Here is a 20283-nt window from a genome sequence, read left to right as displayed (position 1 = left end):
ATTATTGGGCTTTAATCCGATCATATAGCTGTTGCATCTTATCTAGATCAGCTTTAACGGGATATTCATCAAATTTAGTAGTCTTCTCAAAGATATTTAAGATTTTTTTGCCTTCCTCAGTTTTATCCATATTAATTAGTATAGATTTTATAGCTGCCGCCTGTTCGGGTTTCATTTTAGGCTTAATCAATACGATATTTCGAGCTATTTTATCAGTTTTTGCCAGAATTTTCATCGCCTTACGGCTTTCTTCGGGAACAGTTTCGAACAGAACTCCATCAGTAGCGCCTGCGTCAACTTTGCCATTAATCACCCATTGAATGGTATTTTCATCATCCTCACTAAAAACATAGCCAACTTTATTGGCTGGCACGGACTTGTCCAATGATTGTTTTTGTACTACATTAAGACCTGATTGAAAAAGATAACCTAATTGCAAAAAGTATCCTGATGTTGAGACCGGTTCTTCAAAGGCAATGGTTTTTCCCAGCAAATCTTTGACAGAATAGATGCCACTGTTAGCCCTGATAATGATGATGCCGAAGTAGCTATCTTGTCCGTTCTTCCAACGCCGCAAGATGGGTAAAGCACCAGACAATTGTTTAACTCTCATGGCCGGATAAGGGCTATCAAAATATATATCTACGTCACCTTTTTTGATCCAATTAGCCACAGTTTCAAAGTCTTGAGCAATTCTGACTTCTCCCACACCGATGCCAAATTGATGTAATTGGCTGGCTATATAGTCGGCCATCGGTTGAAATCTTTCAAATTTTTTTGAGGGAGTTTGAGAAACATCGGCAATGACGATTTTTCCTTTAGGAACCGTCAAAGAAGCAGGAGAAGGAGAATTTAGGGGAGTTGCTGAGGGAGATTGTTGATTACAACCGACTAAAGCTATTAAACAAGCTATAGCGCAAAGCTGATTAAGTAATCTAGCGAACATTGTCTTTTTCCTCATTCTAATGTTATGGTTTGACCACGAAACCCAAAAAGCTGACAGCTATAAGGGTTAAAAGATAAAATTCTTTCAGATTATGACCTGATCATAATCAAAACCAATCTTGTGATCAAAAATTTTTAGGAGCTACCCACATGAAACCGAGAACCTCACCAAAGGAGCAGCGTATTTTACAAAACACTCTGTCAAAATGGCTACCGGCCCTAGGACAATCAGCGATTTTACTGGGAGTATTGACGGCTCCCGCTTCAGCGTTTAATCTGAAGGTACTTGGCACCTACTCTTCTGGTTATTTTAATCAGGGGGGTTCGGAAATCTCAGCTTACGACCCAAAGAACAATCGTCTTTTTGTGACTAATGCGGCTACCAATACCATCGATATCCTCAACATTAGCAATCCCACTACACCCTCTAAAATATCACAGATCAATTTTGATACAAATGCTGGCAGACTCACCAGCGTGGCTTTTAACAGTACCACAGGAATGTTAGCCGCATCGCTGAAAAATGTAGGGACTCAACCGAATAGCACGGTAAAATTCTTCAACACCAATAACTCCTTGCTTAACCCGGTTAGCGTCGTTAGCGTCGGTGCAGGAACAGATATGATCACTTTTACGCCTGATGGGAGCAAATTGCTAACGGCTGATGAAGGAGAACCGAACAATGACTATACAGTAGATCTACCCGGTTCTGTCAGTATCATTGATGTTTCTACTTTTCAGGTCAAAATTGCTGGTTTTAATGGGGTGCCTTTATTGGGACCTGTGCGAACCTTTGGACCCAATGCCGCCCATCCCGAGTTAGACCTTGAACCGGAATACATTGCGGTTTCAGCAGATTCTAACTACGCTTGGGTGACGTTACAGGAGAATAATGCGATTGGTTTTCTCAATCTGGGTACAGGACTTTTTGAGAAAGTGGTAGGACTCGGTTATAAAAATCACAACTTGCCTGGAAACGGTTTAGATGGCAGTGATAAGGATGGTAAGATCAATATCCAGAATTATGCTCATCTGTTTGGGATGTATCAACCCGATAATCTGGCAACTTATACCGTCAATGGTAAAACCTATCTCGTTACCGCTAATGAAGGGGATGCCCGACAATATGATCCAGGTTTTAACGAAGAGGTGCAAGTTAAAAATTTAAAGCTTGATCCAACTGTTTTCCCCAATGCGGCACAACTTCAATCCGACTTAGAAATAGGCCCTTTACTGGTTACTAATACTCTCGGTTATACGTTTAAAGATGTTGATGGAGATGGTCAGTTAGATAAAGTTTATAGTGAACTTTATGCTTTTGGTGGACGCTCTTTTTCGATTTGGCAAGTTCCAGACACTCTAAACTCTAACAGTCCACTGCCTCAAGAGTTTGATAGTGGGGATCAGTTTGAGAAAATTACTGCTAACCCTAAAATTTTCGCTCCGGCTAATTCTTTCTTTAACTCTAATAACACTGCAAACAACTTTGATAATCGTAGCGACAATAAAGGTCCTGAACCTGAAGCACTTACCATCGGAACATTGGCAGGACGTACTCTGGCTTTTATTGGTTTAGAACGCATTGGAGGAATAATGACTTATGATATTACTGACCCAAAAAATCCTGTGTTTCTCAACTACGTTAATAACCGCAATTTTTTAGCCGATCCTAAATCAGTGGCGGCGGGCGATTTAGGTCCTGAAGGATTATTGTGGATCGATCCAAAAGATAGTCCTAATGGCAGGGCTTTGCTGGTAGCTACGAATGAGGTTAGTGGCACAACTACTATCTATGAAGCGGTGGTTCCGGAACCTTCAATTATGTTGGGAGCTTTAAGTGCTGCCGCTTTTTTATTCGGCAATAAAAGGAGAAAAAAATAAGTATTAATTAATGCGACTCTTTTCTAAAATCAGACGCTGTTCAGCACGGCTAATACTATGATAAATTTTTTCTACGGCTTCCGGTTCTACAGAAATAGAAGTGATTCCCCAACTGATGAGATAATCAATCAGTTCGGGATATTGTACCGGTGCTTGTCCACAAATAGAGCAAGGGATTCCTCCTGTTCTAGCTTGAGTAATGATTTGTTTTAAGGCTGCTAACATGGCAGGATGAGTTGCATTATACTCTTGGCTTAATTTTCCTTCTTCTCGATCTACTCCTAAGACTAACTGAGTTAAATCATTCGTTCCGATGGCAATTCCTTGTACTCCTGCGGCGATATATTCCGGTAGTAAAAAAATCACAGAAGGAACTTCTGCCATAATCCAGAGTTGAAAAGATTGTTGTTGTGTTAACTGGGTTTTTTCTATCCGACTCCGACAAAATTTAAATTCTTCTACACTCCTCACAAAAGGCAAAATTAGATTTACATTTTTATTTCCAGACTCATATACTTGTTCTAAAGCTTGTAACTCTAAATCAAATAAAACCGGATCTAAGCGATAGCTTAAAGTGCCTCGGTTTCCTAATATTGAGTGGGGTCGGGAACTCTTTGCCGACTGCATGATTGTTTGTTGAAAACGATGATATTTAAGAGTGGTCAAGTCGCCCACTGCTTCGCGGCCCCAGTGCGGAACGCGTTCTGCACCCCAGTCTAGAGAACGGTAAAATACAGGACGGGGTGCAAAAGGAACCGCAAACTGATTAATTAATTGACTCCATTGTTCAATCAAGCGTGTTTTTTGCTGAGGATGTAACCAGGTTTCGAGAGGTTGTTCACTCAATAATTCTAATAACATTAAATCTGAGCGTAATAATCCTATTCCATCAACCGGTAAGCTGACGGCTTTAGTAATAGAAGTCGTTTGACTCAGGTTGACCATTAATCGAGTGCCAATAGGATAATTAGCAATAAAGGATTGTGTAATTATTTGGGTTTCTTTTTCATTTTTTCTCGGTTGTTCTTTCAGCTTGGCTGACTCACGATAAACTTCTCCTCGCTCTCCATCAAGCTGAATAAATTCGCCGGTTTTCAGTAATTCAGTGGCTCCGGTGGCACTCACGAGGGCAGGAATCCCCAATTCTCTCGCGATAATAGCCGCATGACTGGTTAGCCCTCCCTCTTCCACAATAATTCCTACAGTTTGTTTTAAGCCGGGTAGCCACTCTGGGCTAATGTTTTTAGCAACTAAAATTTTTTTTTCGGGAATATTTTTCCAAGAGCTTTCCAGGTCGGTTAACACATAAGTCAGAGCATAAATTATTCCTGTTGAGGCTGGCAATCCTGTTAAAATAGGGGCTGAATCCGTCATTATTAGCTCAGAGTTAGCTAGATTATTTAATAAAGTTTCCGATCCATTTAAATCGGCTTGATTGATATAAAATTGTGGCTCAAAATCCTGTGGTAATTGAGTTAATGTCCATTCTATAACTTGATAAATTTTGGGGTTTATTTGTTGTAAAATTTGATTTAATTTTACGATTAAATTTTCATTTAAACAATAATTTGTTTGTTCTTCCTGACTCAGTTGGTAAGCTTCTAAACAACTGTTGGCTGATAAAGCTGATGAAGGTTGAGTGCTTAAACGATAGCCGCGAGTTTTATTGCCTAACTGCTGACTTTGTACTCTTGCTGTTGAGGCAATAATCTGATAAAAATCGGGTAAGACTTCTCCTTGTAAAAGGCTATGGCCTAGACCCCATGAAGCTTGTACCCTGTAGTAATCAGCTTCAAGATAGGCGACACCGGCAGCGATCGCATTGGTAATGGGTTGTACTAAAACAGCAAGATGAACCTTCTCTAATCCTACCCCCATCCGTTGCCAATAAAATAAACTTTTAGAGCTAAATAATTGAGACCAAAGTTTTTTAAGGGCTAATTCTAACTCTTCTGAAGTATTGCAGCAGACTTGAGAAGGCAATAGACCGGTTGCTCCTGAAGAAATTTCTAGAGGAATAGCAATCGAAGCCCTTAAAATCAGCGTCGGAGAGTTTAACCCGTCGGCGGCTCTTTTTAAAGAAGAAAGCCATTGAGCCGACAAATTTTGACGGAGAATGGTTTGACGACTTTGTCTAGCCACTAATTGTAAAGCTTGGGGGTTATCTACATTAAGATAAAGCGAAGACGCGGGAAAATCCGCTAGGAGGGATGCTGAGTCATTGAGTTGTTCTAAGAATTGATGAAAGGCCATAGAACTGATAACAAAACCTGGCAGAACCGGAAATCCTTTTTGATGAAGTTGGCTCAAAATAAAAGCTTTTTCTCCAACAAGAAGACGTTCTGACGGTGCAATGCGATCTAGCCAGTAAATAGAGTCATCCAAAACTTAACCCTAAGCTAAGTGGAAATTAAAACAAGTAGAATGGAAATCCCAAACATATAGGAAGTATTCTAACGATCTCTTAGGGCAAAATTCAAGTTATTCTTGAGTTAAAACTCCATGCAGAAAAATATCAGCGATCCCTTCGGCCATTTCTTGGAGGGCCGCCGGAGAAGCATCTGGTTGGATAATGGTTTGATTAGAAAAGCCGGCGATCGCAAACATTCCCAAAAACACTTGAGCCACAATTTTAGGATTCATCTGACGATAAATTCCTCTGTCCATGGCCGTTTGAAAAAACGCCTCAGCCACATCAGTCATTTTAGCAATCACTTCAGACTGAATACGCTCGCGTAATTCCGGATGAAATTGAGCTTCAATAAAACAGACCCGCAATAAATTACTATTTTCTCGAACTCGTAGCATACGTCGTCGCATTACCTGGGCTACGGCTTTATAACTGCCCATCTCACTCAATTCCGTCAGTAAATCGGTTAAAATATCTACCCAGCCCTTGGTGGCTATTTCAATGAGAATGGCTTTTTTATTGGTAAAGTGACGAAACAAGGTGCCCTCAGCCACCCCGGCCGCTGTAGCTAAATCTTTAGTGGTGGTTCCCTCGAAGCCTTTTGAGGCAAATAAGCGCAGTGCTGCGGTTAAAATACGAGTACGAGTATCATCTTCTGTCATTGTTGGGTTATCCAACTCTAGTGGTCGTATGGGAATCCCTGGCATAGCTTTAAATGGAAATTAATTTCCCTAAATACCGTAAAGTTATTTTCTCTGATTAATCTCTCCTATTACAGAGATTCTTCATAAAATGTTGTTCTTATGATCACAATAGGGAATAGGAGCAATATCAACCTAAATAAAATTTATCATTAATCACCATGACTAACGCCAATTTAGAAACACCCACAGAAAATCAACCCCAAGACTCTGAAAGCTTACAAGCTTATATTGATGAAGAAATTGCTGAGACTAGCCATCAAGAGGTCATTGAAACGGTGATTTCTAGTCTAGAGCAAAATGAGAGCGCAATGGTGAGTCATACTGAACGAGGCCCCCTGTGGCGGTTTCAGTATGGCAGTGTCGAGGTTTTTGTCCAATTATCAGGAGAAAAAGACGAAGATTTATTGACGGTCTGGGCTAATGTGTTGAAATTACCGGCCTCCGATGAACCCGGACTCATGCGTAAGATACTGGAAATGAATTGGTCAGAAACCTTTGAAACCCGTTTTGCTTTAATCAATGACCAGGTGGTAGTTCTCTATCAGCGAACGGTGGCTGATCTTTCCCCCGGCGAAATTTCCCGCGCCATTACCTTAGTGGCTACTATTGCTGATGATCATGATGAAGCTTTAAAAGAAGAGTTTGGAGGCAATGCTTAGTAGTCATTAGTCATGAGTCATTAGTCATGAGTTGCTCGATTGTGAAGAAAAATTACAGAATCAGAGCCTAGAAGCTCATCCCAAAGTAGCCGAACGCTCTTTTAATGCTGAGTTGGTGACTCCACCTGGCTTAGAGTCTTAGGAGACACCCATTAAGCTTCTGGGCACACAGTTGTCTAGATAGACCTCAACTCAGGATAAACTACATAATGTTATTAAATTGATCTTGATAGTATGAGCGTAGTTAGTCAAGTTATTCTCAAAGCAGACGACGAACTCCGGTATCCCAGTAGTGGCGAACTGGCAGGCATCGAGAAATTCTTAGCAAGCGGACAACAACGCATCCGCATTGCTGAGACGCTGGCAGAAAATGATAAGAAGATTGTTGACCAAGCCCAAAAGCAGCTATTTAGAAAGCGCCCTGATTTTAGAGCGCCTGGTGGTAATGCTTATGGTCAACGTCAATACAACCAATGTTTACGGGACTATAGCTGGTACTTGCGCCTGATTACCTATGGAATTCTCTGTGGGAACAAAGAACCCATTGAAAAAATCGGGTTAATTGGGGTTAAAGAAATGTATAATTCCCTCAATGTTCCAGTGCCCGGCATGGTTGAAGCGATCCGTTGCTTAAAAGATGCGGCTTTAGGCTTACTCAACTCTGAAGATGCAACGGAGGCGGCTCCCTATTTTGATTACATCATTCAAGAGATGTCATAGTCTATTATTCCCCACTTATGGAGTCTGAAGTCTGAAAAGGGGTAGATGATCTCTTTCGGAATTCAGACTTCGGTGTTTATTGGTTTTAAACTAAATGTTTTGGTTGAAAAAGTTTCCTTGGCTCTCTTTGATCTTACTTTTTACTACCTATTCTATTTTCGGGTGGTATGTTTCTGAATTTAGCGTTGCTTGGAGTCATTGGTTAGCTGAACAAGGAAAAGGGTTGGGATGGGGAGTCCAAGAAGAACTATACTCAATTTTTCTGTATATTTTCTCAGCGATTATTATTTTATTGATTACCTTTGGCTTGACGGCACCCGTAGCCATCATTACTTTTTTTGTGGGGAGTCCGCTAAAATCTGATATTAGAGCAATGTTTTCTGTTTTAGCTTGGTCTTTTGCTGTGGTGATGGTGGTTGTCTTCCTACAGTATTTTCTTCACTTGTTGTTGTTGGTATCTGCGGCTATTCTCGCTAGATTAGGGCTTCAAGACGCAGGTTGTAACACTTGGCAGTCTTATTTGCTTTTGTCTTTAATGAGTCTTGGTAGTTTTCTTGTGGGTATATGGCTATTTACTCAGTTGGGACGACCCCTTAGTCTATAAAGGTTCTGCTTATTTCTTTGAAAAATTTATGTTGGAAAAATTAAAATCAAAGGTTTTTTTACGGATTTTTGCCATCGTTTCAGGATTGGCTCTTGTGTCTTTTATGGTATTTCCTATGCTCGATATGTTTAAAGGCAATAAGTCCTCAACACAAACCACATCCAAGGTTTCTGGGCAAGCACAACAGTTAAAACAAATTGCTCAAGGTTATGAGGAAGTTTTAAAACGAGAACCTAATAATGTTAGTGCCCTTCAAGGATTGGCAGAAGCACGACTGGGTTTACAAGATTTTCCGGGAGCCATTGAACCGGTTAAAAAACTTCATACTATAGACCCTGCTAATCTACAATATATAGGCGTTTTAACCCAACTTTATCAAAAAATAAATGACATATCAGGGGCGGCAGAATTACAACCTAAAGTGGAAAAATTGGCTCAATCAGACCCAAAAAATCCACAATATTTAATTATTTTGACCCAACTTTATCGACAAACTAATAATGTGTCAGGCTCAAAAAATTTAGAAAAACAAGTGGAAAAATTGGCTCAATCAGACCCAGAAAATCCTCAATATCTTCAAATATTGGCACAACTTCATCTTCAAACAAATGATTTACCCGGCGCTCTAGAAGTGATGAAAAAGTTACAAAAGTTTTATCCGGATGATGAAAAGTTAAAATTAGCCATTAGTCAGATTCAACAAGCAACGGCACAAAAAAATCAGCCGCTTCCCGTTCCTGTTCCGAGTTCAAGTCCTCAAAGTAATCCAGTGATTCCGGCTCCTCTTCCGGGTGAAAGTCCTCAAAATAATCCACTCATTCCCAATCAAAATAATCAAAATTAGTGTTAGCCGCCTATTTTAGACGATTGACTAACCACTAATGACCAATGACTAAAGCTAGAATAAAAAGGAAGTTAGAAAAATTAATGTTTAAATTTTGCGTTGTGTTGTAATAGGCGGTGGTGCGGCTGGTTTTTTTGGAGCAATTAGTTGTGCTGTAAATCATCCTCACACCCAGGTAATTTTACTGGAAGCGGGGCGTAACCCGTTAACCAAGGTGAGTATCTCCGGCGGGGGGAGATGTAATGTCACTCATCACTGTTTTGAGGCGGCTCAGTTAATTCAATTTTATCCTCGAGGGGGTAAGGCGTTACGGAGTTGTTTTACCCGTTTTCAACCCAAGGATACAGTGGCTTGGTTTGCCGCTCATGGGGTAAAGTTGAAAACTGAGGCCGATGGGCGAATGTTTCCCGTTACAGATGATTCTCAGACCATTGTAGATTGTTTAATTGAGGCGGCTAGAGAGGCTGAGGTTATTGTCCGCACGGGTACGCCGGTTAAGGCTATTCGCCGCGAGGAGGGGTATTTTGAGGTAGGATTAAAAACGGATCAGGAAATCCCCTGTGATCGGCTTTTAATTGCCACAGGAAGTAACCCGTTGGGGTATCGTTGGGCAAAAGAGTTAGGGCATACTATAGAACCGCCGGTTCCTTCTTTATTTACCTTTAATATTCCTGACCCTCGCTTAAAAGATTTAGCGGGAATTAGTGTAGAGAATGTTCATCTAAAATTACTGGAGACGGGTAAAGAAAAGTTTGAACAACAAGGCCCTTTATTGATTACTCATTGGGGACTGAGTGGCCCTGCGGTATTAAAGTTATCGGCTTGGGGAGCAAGGGTTTTACACGATCATCGTTATAAGTTGTCTTTGATGATTAATTGGCTACCTGAGTATAATTCTGAGACGCTGCGGCAGGCTTTATTGAAAGTTAAATCTTCTGAGCCGAAGCGGAAGGTTTTTAGTTATTGTCCTTTTAATTTACCTAAGCGTTTCTGGCAACGGTTGGTTAGTTTTTGTGAGATTAATTCGGAGGTTCCTTGGGCTGAGTTATCGAAGAAGGGGTTAAATTTATTGGTGCAAGAATTGACTCAGGGGGTTTATAAGATTGAGGGGAAAGGGGTTTTTAAAGAGGAGTTTGTTACTTGTGGCGGGGTGAGTTTGAAAGAGGTTGATTTTAAGACGATGGAAAGTAAGGTCTGTAAAGGGTTGTATTTTGCTGGTGAGGTGTTGGATATTGATGGGGTGACCGGTGGGTTTAATTTTCAAAGCGCTTGGACTACCGCTTGGTTGGCGGGTCAGGCGATGGGGGTTAAGTAATTGTAGGGTGGGCACAGGAGTTAAATTTTAATATCATACGGAAAAATCCTGATTGTGCCGACCACAATCTTTGTTATTGAGAGATTATTCTTTGATGTTCCCTCACCCTGAAGGGTGGGGCTATACGAACAAAGCCCGCCTACGCGGGCTAAATCAATCAATAAGCCCCCCTTATTAAGGGGGGTTGGGGGGATCACCACCTTAAGATAAGTTCGAGGGTTCATCATTCCACGCATACCTTTGACAAGTGAGAAAAGCCGCCGCTTCAGGAGTTCCTGGTTCGGGGTTTTGGAAGACGGGATGATGCCGCAAGCGATCGCAGCAAATCTTGAGATTGTCCTGCCAACGGACGCGCCACACCCGCACAGTTTTATCCTCACTCCCACTAACGACGAACTGACCATCCTCACTGATAGCTACTGAATAGACAGAACTTTGATGACCCGTAAAAGTGTGAACTAAAGAGAGGGTATGCAAGTCCCACACCCGCACGGTTTTATCCCAACTCCCACTAACGACGAACTGACCATCCTCACTGATAGCCACTGTATCGACAGAACGTTCATGACCCGTAAAAGTGTGAACTAAAGAGAGGGTATGCAAGTCCCACACCCGCACGGTTTTATCAGAACTCCCACTAACGACGAACTGACCATCCTCACTGATAGCCACTGAATAGACAGAACTTTCATGACCCGTAAAAGTGTGAACTAAAGAGAGGGTATGCAAGTCCCACACCCGCACGGTTTTATCAGAACTCCCACTAACGACGAACTGACCATCCTCACTGATAGCTACTGTATCGACAGAACGTTCATGACCCGTAAAAGTGTGAACTAAACAGAGGTTACGCAAGTCCCACACCCGCAGGGTATTATCCTCACTCCCACTAACGACGAACTGACCATCCTCACTGATAGCCACTGAATAGACAGAACTTTCATGACCCGTAAAAGTGTGAACTAAAGAGAGGGTATGCAAGTCCCACACCCGCAGGGTATTATCAGAACTCCCACTAACAACGAACTGACCATCCTGACTGATAGCTACTGTATCGACAGAACGTTCATGACCCGTAAAAGTGTGAACTAAACAGAGGTTACGCAAGTCCCACACCCGCACGGTTTTATCCTTACTCCCACTAACGACGAACTGACCATCCTCACTGATAGCCACTGAATAGACATAACTTTCATGACCCGTAAAAGTGTGAACTAAAGAGAGGGTATGCAAGTCCCACACCCACACGGTATTATCAGAACTCCCACTAATAACGAACTGACCATCATCACTGATAGCGACTGAATAGACAGCTCTTTCATGACCTGTAAAAGTGTGAACTAAACAGAGGGTATGCAAGTCCCACACCCGCACGGTATTATCCTCACTCCCACTAACGACGAACTGACCATCCTGACTGATAGCCACTGAATAGACAGAACTTTGATGACCCGTAAAAGTGTGAACTAAAGAGAGGGTATGCAAGTCCCACACCCGCACGGTTTTATCCCTACTCCCACTAACGACGAACTGACCATCCTGACTGATAGCTACTGAATCGACATAACTTTGATGACCCGTAAAAGTGTGAACTAAAGAGAGGGTATGCAAGTCCCACACCCGCACGGTTTTATCCCAACTCCCACTAACGACGAACTGACCATCCTCACTGATAGCCACTGTCTTGACATAACTTTCATGACCCGTAAAAGTGTGAACTAAACAGAGGGTATGCAAGTCCCACACCCGCATGGTTTTATCCCAACTCCCACTAACGACGAACTGACCATCCTCACTGATAGCCACTGAACAGACAGAATTTTCATGACCCGTAAAAGTGTGAACTAAAGAGAGGGTATGCAAGTCCCACACCCGCACGGTTTTATCCCGACTCCCACTAACAACGAACTGACCATCCCCACTGATAGCCACTGAATTGACAGCATCTTCATGACCCCTAAAAGTGTCAACTAAACAGTGCTTATGCAAGTCCCACACCCGCACAGTTTTATCCTCACTCCCACTAACAACGAACTGACCATCCCCACTGATAGCCACTGAATTGACAGAATCTTCATGAAGTAAACAACCGGGCATTTCCATCGCCTCCCGCAGTCTCGTTTGAACCGTAGGCAGCAATTTCTCCGGCAATTTATCTAAATTATCCCCCATCAATTTAATAGCCGCTACCAACCCCTGTACAGGTTCACTCTTCAGCAAATCCGGAATCTCAGCCGCTTGCTGTTCCAACTGTATCTCCTCGAACGCTTGTAACTTCCGAGTCTTGCCTTGTTCATAGCGATCACTTTCTTCAAAAAACTGCCTATCCTCATCTGGAGACAACAAATAAGGCTGTAATTCCTCCCATTGCTGTCGAACCTGCGCCAACAGTCCCCCCATCATCAAATTGTCATCTATAAGGTTTTTTTGCCACTCTCGGAATTGCTCTCTTAAGCGATCGCATAACCTGCGTAAATCTCGGTCTTGCTGTCGCCACCCGGCAAACCTGCGCCATCCTTCAATTAACGCCTCATGCACTAAATCTATCCAAGGTTGAGGATCGGATAACTCTTTACCCGTCACTAACAAACGCGCTTTAATTAACCCTCTTTCCCCTTCGATCAATTCTGTTAATGCTTCTCGCTGTTCAAGATTAGAACCAGCAATATTGAGAATTGTTGCCTTAGTTTGGCGCTGTCGGGTGTCTTTTTCCTGTTCTCCTGTGCGTACTAGCCGCAGGAATATTAATCTGATCCATTCTTTTTCTTGAGGGTTTCGGGGTTGAGTGGGGTTTTCTTGGCTAAAATCTCGATAATGATAGACTTTTTCGGCGTAGAGGTCTAAGGTCTGTTTTAAGCCGCTATTTTGTTTCTCTTGGGGTTCGTCGAGTGATTCTGATCCCCCCCTACCCCCCTTAATAAGGGGGGCGATATTAGTCTGTTCTAAACTCTCATATTGTTTTAGGGTGAGTAAGGGTTGCTGGCGATCTCGTTTTTCCCAAAGTTGAGTTAAGGCAAATTCTAACAGAGGCAAAAACCCTGATTCTTTTCCCACATCGTCTAATAATTTCTCTAACAAGTTTTCCTCGATATTGTATCCCTGACGTTTAGCGGGTTGGGTAATGATTTCTCTTAACTCTATTCCCCTTAAAGGCGGCATATAAACCGCTTGCTCTTGAATTAATTTATATAAGGAATCATATTCTAAACATCGGTCTAAAAAATCAGCCCTCATGGTCGTTACTACAACTAACCGAGGGTTATTTAATTCTTTGACTCCCGTAATTAATTCTATAAATCTCTTCCTCTCCAGTTCATTCTCGCAAACTGTAAATATTTCTTCAAACTGATCCACCACTAATAATTTGATCCCCCCAACCCCCCTTAATAAGGGGGGCAATGAGCTATTTTCAATTAAGTCTTTTAATTCTTTTTCACTTCCAGAAAAAACAGGTTTAAGGGTTCGTCTTAACTCAACTAGCGGCTCAAAACCGGGCTTAATAGGCGTTAAGACTTCCCATCTTTTGCCCCCATTCTCTAACTTTTCCTCCTCCAACCAAGGAATTAAACCCGCTAACACAACCGAAGATTTACCACTGCCTGAAGCCCCAATTAAAGGAACAAAGCTTTTTTCTTCTAGCGTTTGTTTAATCTTTTCTACTAGCCGCTTACGTCCAAAAAAGAAAGGTTTAGATTCCTTGGTAAATGCTTCTAACCCTTGATAGGGGCAAATTACCTCACCGTCTTTTTTAAGGGGTTCTAGGATTTCTTGTAGCGGCTTATGATTAACTAAAATAATTGACCCTCCAACCCCCATCCGCAACGGTTCTTGTAACTTTCGTCCGATTTCCCGTCCAATAAAATCAAACAAGCGGTCACAACTTATTTCACCCTTTGGATCGGCATTTTCTTGAGACAGTCCCCGAATTAATGCCCCAGAAAATACGCTATGGTCTTGACTTCTAACGGTTTTTGCTGTTTCAAAAGAGCGGCAGGCAGTAATTAAATAATAATCTTGTTTGGTTTTAAATGTGCTTAAACTGGCTTCGAATAATTGACGTTCTATAAAATAGCCGCTATGACAACAATCTAAAAATAAAACTAAACTACTTAAATTGGCTTTGGCAATTAACTCATTGAACTCTTCTAAATTAATTCCTTGCTCTTGTGTAATGATGTTATTACTTTGAATTTGTACAGAACAATCAGAAGTGGCTAAAAATCCTATTTTTTTTTCCACCCAAGAATTATATAGAGTAAAGCCATGACCTGTAAAATAAATTAAAGCATTTTTATTTTTTGCTCTTTCTAAAAGAAAAATGCTGATTTCTCTTTTTAACTCTTCACAAGTGACTTTACCGGATTTCATTTCATAGCCATCTTTATTAAGATTAGCTTTTTTCGGAACTCTAGTTACCTGAAAACCGCCGTAACTTTCCAGACATTTTGCGACTTCTTCAGCATCATTAGTGGTTTTAGGAAGAGGGGTAAAATTATTATATTCGGGAATACCAATAACTAGGGCATATCTATCCATAGGAGTTAATTTAAGAACTCAAGAAAATTTAGGGATTATTGGAGAAAAATAAATATTTAATTAATCCGGCCAAGGCTCCGGCAAGAATAGTCGCAAAAGCTGTGCGGCTAATTACCTCCTCATTGCCCAATCTCTTATCAAGTCCATTCATTTTTTCTTCTAATTGAGCAAATCGAAGATCAATTTTTTGATCGAGTTGAGAAAATCGACTATCTATTTTTTCATCAAGCCGCTTAATCTCTCCTCTCACTTCAGTTAATCCGGTTTCAATTTTTTTATCTAACCCATCAACTTTTTTATCCAAGGCTAGTAATATTTCTTTAATTTCCTTAATATCTTGTTCACTCATGGTCTTGAAATCCGAAAAAAAATCAAGTTATAATCAATTATAGCAAAATTAGAGTAAACAGATGTCAAAAGTAAAATTATATTTCCAAAGAGAGCAACAACTTGAAGAACTTGATGTTAACTTAGAAACCCTTGCCGAACCATCAGAAATAGATGAAAATGATATTGATGAAATGGGATGGGAGCAAATAACAATAGATAAAACTCGTCAACTGATTCGAGATTATACAGAATATGCTTTAAGTGCATTTAAAAACTTTCCCACAGCAAACGTCAAAGAAGTTACCCTAAAATTCGGAATTAAAATAGGAGGAAAAGCAGGCATTCCTTTTATTACCGAAGGAACCGCAGAAGGAAATTTAGAAATAGAAGTAAAATGTGAATTAGACAAATAGCCTGAAACCCATAAAATTGATAGGATTAAACAATATAGGTGAACGACAAGGAGTAAACAGACAGTGGATGCAATGCAATTTTTTCAAAAGAGTGCCGGAATGTGGCGATCACAACGGGCAACCCATCATCTAGCTTTCAGACGCACCGAAACCGGAGACTCTAAGATTTATGTAGAAGCCTTAGCCGCCGATCACCCAAAAATACTAGAAATTTGCCAACTGCATCAAGTAGATCCAGCTTTAGCGGTTGGGGGAGCCTTTGTCAGTTGGGATGGCTCAATGGCTTGGGACAAAGAAGACGAAAATCATGAAGGAACCACCATTTTTGCGCTAATTCCTGAAGCCGATAACCCCAAAAAAGGATTGCTGTTAAGAGATAGAGGCTATGCCGAAACCGTACCCGTAGCCGGACAATATCATATGGACGAAGAAGACGGGTTAGTTTTAGTCACCGAATATGAAACCATGACCTCTATTGAGCGCTTTTGGTTTGCCAGTCCTGATGTACGCATGAGAACTAGCACCGTCAATTGGTTTGGGGGGGCAAACAAAACCACATTCTGTATAGAAATGCGCTCCCAACAGGGACAAGAGGACAATACAGAGTTAACCCTATCCACTGAAGCGGCTACCCCTTCCTGTGCGATCAGTGGGTGGTAAGAGTGGGGTGTCGGGAAAAAAAGGGGAGAGAGGGGAAACACCTGACCCCTGACAGACCATTAAAAATTGTAAGAAATTTTAACAATAGTCAGAACATAGACACCAACTCCCTTATGATTTTATGATGACAGTTTAAAAAAAAGACTAAGACGGAGGTTCTAACTTGGCTATTCCTCTATTACAATACGGACCCAAATCTCAGAATGCACGGGTTGCCGGATATGAAGTTGGCTCAGAAGAGCAGCCTAAAATCTATACCACAGAAAATATCCTCTCTCCAACCGATATGGACGAGTTGATAGAAGCTGCTTATCGTCAAATCTTCTTCCACGCATTTAAGTGGGATCGTGAACCCTTTTTAGAATCTCAAGTACGTAACGGGCAGATTACGGTACGGGACTTCATCCGAGGACTGTTGCTGTCCAAAACATACAGAAACAGCTTTTATGAAAAGAACAGCAACTACCGTTTTGTTGAGCAGTGTGTACAACGGGTTCTAGGCCGTGACGTTTACAGTGAACGCGAAAAAATTGCTTGGTCAATTGTCGTAGCCACCAAAGGAATCAAAGGTTTTGTAGATGAACTCCTCAACTCTGATGAGTATCTAGAAAACTATGGTTATGATACCGTTCCCTATCAACGTCGTCGTATCCTACCCGGACGCACTGAGGGCGAACGTCCCTTTAATATCAAATCTCCCCGCTATGATGGTTACTATCGTGGCGTTTTGGGCTTCCCTCAAATCCTCTGGCAAAACGAAATTCGTCGTTTTATTCCCCAAGAACAAAAGCCCAAAGCCGGCGATCCTTCTGCATTCTTAGGAATGGCTCGTAGCATTAATGCTCAAGGTACTGCTGTGCCTCGGGTTTCGGCGTTGAATATCGATATTGAAAAATCTGTACCTCGCCGCCGTTAATAGTCGTTTTTTTAACCCTAAAATTCTCTAAGCTAGGGGCAGTCGTGGATGGGCAGGATGATTTGAGCGATAAATTATCTTGTGGATCTGTGGCTGCCCCTTATTAGTCAATAGTCATTAGCTAAAGATCATGTAATTATTCTTTAAGTCAGCGTTTCATTTTAATTTCCCTTGACATTTACGGGTTGAAAGTGGTCAAATCACGATAGAGACTCATCAGAGAGCGTAACGAATATGAGAGACCTCGATCGAGAAAAAACCATTGAAGTGCTGAACAGAATTATGGAATATGAATTAGCGGGAGTAGTGCGCTACACTCATTACTCGCTGATGGTGACAGGACCTCATCGTATTCCTATTGTGCAGTTTTTTCAAACCCAGGCGACGGAATCCCTCACCCACACTCAACAAGTGGGAGAAATCTTAACCGGTTTAGAAGGACATCCCAGTTTGAAAGTGGCTCCTATTGAAGAAAGCTATGAACATAATCTCCATAGCATTTTGACAGAAAGCTATAATCACGAAAAACAAGCCCTAGAGCTATATAAAGAGCTATTGGAGGTGGTCAAAGATGCCAGTGTTTATCTAGAAGAATTTGCCCGAGGAATGATAGGACAAGAAGAAATCCATCAGCTAGAACTGAAAAAAATGTTAAGAGATTTTGTATAATTGAACCGATAACGTTCATGAGGCAGCAATGGATTTTAGCGCAGCTTTACCGACTTTTTTCATTACTTTACGGGAAGGATTTGAAGCCGCTTTAGTTGTGGGTATCGTCCTAGCCTGCCTTCAAAAAGCCCATCAGAATCAGTTAAATCGCTGGGTTTATCAAGGAATTGGGGGCGGAGTGGTGGCCAGCATAATGTTAGGATTGCTTTTAGGAGGAATTCTTCAAGGGCTTAATCATTATCAAAGCCAATACACCCCCATCATTAAAGAAATTTTAGAAGGAATATTTGGCTTAATTGCCATAATCATGTTGACTTGGATGTTGCTGTGGATGACAAAGCAAGCTAAGTCCATGAAAGCTGAAGTAGAAGGAGCAATACAAACAGCATTAGCCCAAAATCAACAAGCCGGAAAAGGGATTTTTTTGCTGGTGTTTATTGCGGTTGTACGAGAAGGATTTGAAACAGTATTATTTATAATTGCTAAGTTTGAACAAGGTCTGCTGCCTACTAGCCTAGGAGCTATAGCTGGATTATTATCGGCAACAGCATTGGGAATATTGCTATTTAAATGGGGCATTAAAATTAATATTCGTCTGTTTTTCCAAATGATGGGAATTTTATTAGTATTAATAGTAGGCGGATTGGTGATTAGTGTCCTAAAACACCTAGATGTTGCCGTTGCTTTTGTCGCTCAGTTAAACTGGCAGTATGCTAAATGGTGTTTTTACGGTAGGGAATCTTGTCTATTAGGACCACAAGTGTGGGATGGCTCGGAAATTTTACCTGATCGCCAGTTTCCAGGCATAATCCTAAAAGCTCTGTTTGGCTACCGGCAAACTCTTTATTTAGGACAGGTGATCGCTTATATGATTTTTCTCCTAATAATCGGTGGTGCTTATTTTCAGAGTATAGGACTCGGTAACAATAATAAGGAAGCATCTGTCACTAAAGCTAATTAGACCCATTCACAGTTAATATAAAACCTAAATGAAAAACTCAGGTAGCACACAAGCTGATTAGGGAAGGAGAATAAAACAAATGCCTTGGACCTGTGACGGAGTGCCAAAGGATGGAAAAAGCTACCCCCAGGCAATACCCGGAGGCCATACCCCTTATGAAAATAATGGCCCTGACTGTAACATCTGTGGATTGCCCCAAGAAGCCATGAATGCGGCTAAAGGAGGAGGAAACTCTCCCACCACCATAGTCTCCCCAAACACACAATTTGGCCCCAAGAACAAATCTCAATGGTTAATTCCGGCCTTGATCGCTGGTGTCCTTTTACTCCTAGGGGCGGGAGGATATGGATTATACAACGCTTTATTGGCTAACAAACCTGACCCACAACCCACCGATACATCTACAGTTACCCCAAGCCAAAACGGCAACTTTATTAGTTCTAATGCCCAACAATCTTTACTGATGAGTCAAGGGGAAAAAATTCTCCTGGGGCAAACACCCGACAAAGAAAACGGAGCAGATGCCTTTAAAGGGCAAAATTGGGATGGGGCCATTAGTGCTTATCAACAAGCCTCAACTAATGATCCTAATGACCCAGAAGCTAAAATCTATCTCAACAATGCTCAAGCTCAAAAAGCCGGAAATCCTTTAACCATAGCCGTAGTGGTTCCCATTAACTCGGATGCGAATTCAGCTAAAGAAGTGCTTAGAGGTGTAGCCAAAGCTCAAGAAGATTTTAATAACAATGCTAAAAATGCTAATCAAAGTCAATTACAAGTGGTGATCGCCGATGATCCCGGCGGTTTAGCCTCTAAAGACCTCGCTCAACATTTGGTTAACTCCCCAGAAGTCATTGGAGTCATTGGTCACGGGATCGATCCTCTCAGTAAATCAGCCATCGAACAATATGAAACAGCAGGGTTAGCCATTCTTTCTCCTCGCACCACTAGCGTCAGCGATGGCCCTCAACCGATGTTAAAGACGATCCCGACGGCTCAAAAAAATAATGAGTTATTGGGAAGCTATCTACAAGCAGTAGGAAAAACTTTAAGTCAATATGCCGCTAAAAGTAATCCTGCCCCTAAATCGGTGATTTTTTACAGCAGTGATAGTGCTTATAGTCAACAACTTAAAGATGAGTTAGTGAAAGCTTTACCCGCAGTTCAAGGAAAAGTGGTTAAAGACTTTGATCTCAAAAGTCCGGTAGATGCCGCTTCAGCCATCAGTCAGGCCAAAGCAGCAGGCGCAAAAGTGGCCTTTATTGCTTTAAATAAAGCTAAACTCAATGATGCGCTCGCTATTGCCAAAGCTAATGCTGATGCCGGTTATCCCTTAACCTTATTAGGCGGAGATGAACTGTACAGTCCTGAAATTTTGATTCAAGGTGGAGATACCATCAAAGGCATTGTTTTAGCTGTCCCCTGGACTTTCGAACCGAGTGATCCTTTTGCCATCGATGCTATCAAAAGTTGGAAAGGACGGGTCAGTTGGCGCACCGCCACCGCTTATGATGCTACCAAGGTCCTTGCAGACGCAGCGAGTAAAAATTCTAATCGTTCTGGAGTATCCAGTGCCCTAAATCAAGGAGTTCCTTTAACCGGTCAAAATACTGACTTTAAAGTGTTTAATGAAGTGCCCTTAGTACAAGCTAAACCCGGTAGTAACGGACCCCCCGGCTCACAATATGAATTCTCGCCCATCCAATAATTAAAAAT

Annotated in this window: 17 protein-coding genes; 12 read left to right on the top strand and 5 right to left on the bottom strand. The window is 41.5% G+C overall.

Annotated elements, in window-relative coordinates; genetic code table 11:
• Position 1 precedes the first annotated feature (1 nt).
• Positions 2–946 (bottom strand): phosphate/phosphite/phosphonate ABC transporter substrate-binding protein, encoded by a 945-nt coding sequence (locus CYAN7822_RS12420; RefSeq protein WP_013322622.1) that lies wholly within the window; start codon positions 944–946, stop codon positions 2–4.
• A gap of 149 nt (positions 947–1095) precedes the next feature.
• On the opposite strand from CYAN7822_RS12420, the gene CYAN7822_RS12415 reads away from it, so the two are divergent.
• The gene (locus CYAN7822_RS12415) at positions 1096–2826 is read left to right on the top strand and encodes a choice-of-anchor I family protein (RefSeq protein WP_013322621.1); all 1731 of its coding nucleotides are present in this window, start codon (positions 1096–1098) and stop codon (positions 2824–2826) included.
• Between the two features lie 3 nt (positions 2827–2829).
• On the opposite strand, the gene CYAN7822_RS12410 is transcribed toward CYAN7822_RS12415, so the two are convergent.
• Both CYAN7822_RS12410 and CYAN7822_RS12405 read right to left on the bottom strand, forming a co-directional pair.
• Positions 2830–5211, bottom strand: a complete 2382-nt coding sequence (locus tag CYAN7822_RS12410; RefSeq protein ID WP_013322620.1) for a putative PEP-binding protein — start codon at positions 5209–5211, stop codon at positions 2830–2832.
• A 96-nt stretch (positions 5212–5307) separates the two neighbouring features.
• Entirely contained in the window at positions 5308–5943 is a 636-nt protein-coding gene (locus CYAN7822_RS12405) for a TetR/AcrR family transcriptional regulator (protein ID WP_013322619.1), read from the bottom strand.
• 155 nt (positions 5944–6098) lie between these two features.
• On the opposite strand from CYAN7822_RS12405, the gene CYAN7822_RS12400 reads away from it, so the two are divergent.
• The 5 genes from CYAN7822_RS12400 (at position 6099) to CYAN7822_RS12380 (ending at position 10082) form a co-directional block, all read left to right on the top strand.
• Positions 6099–6599, top strand: a complete 501-nt coding sequence (locus tag CYAN7822_RS12400) for a YbjN domain-containing protein (RefSeq protein WP_013322618.1) — start codon at positions 6099–6101, stop codon at positions 6597–6599.
• Positions 6600–6833: 234 nt separating this feature from the next.
• Positions 6834–7319 (top strand): allophycocyanin subunit alpha-B, encoded by a 486-nt coding sequence (locus CYAN7822_RS12395; protein ID WP_013322617.1) that lies wholly within the window; start codon positions 6834–6836, stop codon positions 7317–7319.
• Positions 7320–7413: 94 nt separating this feature from the next.
• The gene (locus tag CYAN7822_RS12390) at positions 7414–7923 is read left to right on the top strand and encodes a hypothetical protein (protein WP_013322616.1); all 510 of its coding nucleotides are present in this window, start codon (positions 7414–7416) and stop codon (positions 7921–7923) included.
• A gap of 28 nt (positions 7924–7951) precedes the next feature.
• The gene (locus tag CYAN7822_RS12385; RefSeq protein WP_013322615.1) at positions 7952–8767 is read left to right on the top strand and encodes a tetratricopeptide repeat protein; all 816 of its coding nucleotides are present in this window, start codon (positions 7952–7954) and stop codon (positions 8765–8767) included.
• Positions 8768–8858: 91 nt separating this feature from the next.
• Positions 8859–10082, top strand: a complete 1224-nt coding sequence (locus CYAN7822_RS12380) for a BaiN/RdsA family NAD(P)/FAD-dependent oxidoreductase (RefSeq protein ID WP_216701602.1) — start codon at positions 8859–8861, stop codon at positions 10080–10082.
• Positions 10083–10283: 201 nt separating this feature from the next.
• On the opposite strand, the gene CYAN7822_RS34565 is transcribed toward CYAN7822_RS12380, so the two are convergent.
• Together CYAN7822_RS34565 and CYAN7822_RS12370 are read right to left on the bottom strand one after the other, a co-directional pair.
• Entirely contained in the window at positions 10284–14618 is a 4335-nt protein-coding gene (locus CYAN7822_RS34565; protein ID WP_013322613.1) for an nSTAND1 domain-containing NTPase, read from the bottom strand.
• A gap of 28 nt (positions 14619–14646) precedes the next feature.
• Positions 14647–14967, bottom strand: coding sequence for a hypothetical protein (locus CYAN7822_RS12370; RefSeq protein WP_013322612.1), 321 nt, complete (start codon positions 14965–14967; stop codon positions 14647–14649).
• Positions 14968–15028: 61 nt separating this feature from the next.
• Here CYAN7822_RS12370 and CYAN7822_RS12365 point away from each other — a divergent pair, with 61 nt between their 5' ends.
• From CYAN7822_RS12365 to CYAN7822_RS12340, 6 genes are all read left to right on the top strand, one after another.
• Entirely contained in the window at positions 15029–15361 is a 333-nt protein-coding gene (locus CYAN7822_RS12365; protein ID WP_013322611.1) for a CU044_2847 family protein, read from the top strand.
• Positions 15362–15424: 63 nt separating this feature from the next.
• Entirely contained in the window at positions 15425–16021 is a 597-nt protein-coding gene (locus CYAN7822_RS12360) for a phycobiliprotein lyase (protein WP_013322610.1), read from the top strand.
• Between the two features lie 163 nt (positions 16022–16184).
• Positions 16185–16937, top strand: a complete 753-nt coding sequence (locus CYAN7822_RS12355) for a phycobilisome rod-core linker polypeptide (protein WP_013322609.1) — start codon at positions 16185–16187, stop codon at positions 16935–16937.
• Between the two features lie 234 nt (positions 16938–17171).
• Positions 17172–17606, top strand: a complete 435-nt coding sequence (locus tag CYAN7822_RS12350; protein ID WP_013322608.1) for a ferritin-like domain-containing protein — start codon at positions 17172–17174, stop codon at positions 17604–17606.
• A gap of 28 nt (positions 17607–17634) precedes the next feature.
• Complete coding sequence (locus CYAN7822_RS12345) at positions 17635–18567, top strand: FTR1 family iron permease (RefSeq protein ID WP_013322607.1); 933 nt, start codon at positions 17635–17637, stop codon at positions 18565–18567.
• A gap of 79 nt (positions 18568–18646) precedes the next feature.
• Entirely contained in the window at positions 18647–20275 is a 1629-nt protein-coding gene (locus tag CYAN7822_RS12340; protein WP_013322606.1) for an ABC transporter substrate-binding protein, read from the top strand.
• The last annotated feature ends 8 nt before the right edge of the window (positions 20276–20283 follow it).

Source organism: Gloeothece verrucosa PCC 7822, from assembly GCF_000147335.1.
Classification (GTDB): Bacteria; Cyanobacteriota; Cyanobacteriia; order Cyanobacteriales; family Microcystaceae; genus Gloeothece; species Gloeothece verrucosa.
The sequence above is the reverse complement of the archived record's forward strand: the minus strand, read 5'-3'. Positions and strand labels throughout refer to the sequence as shown.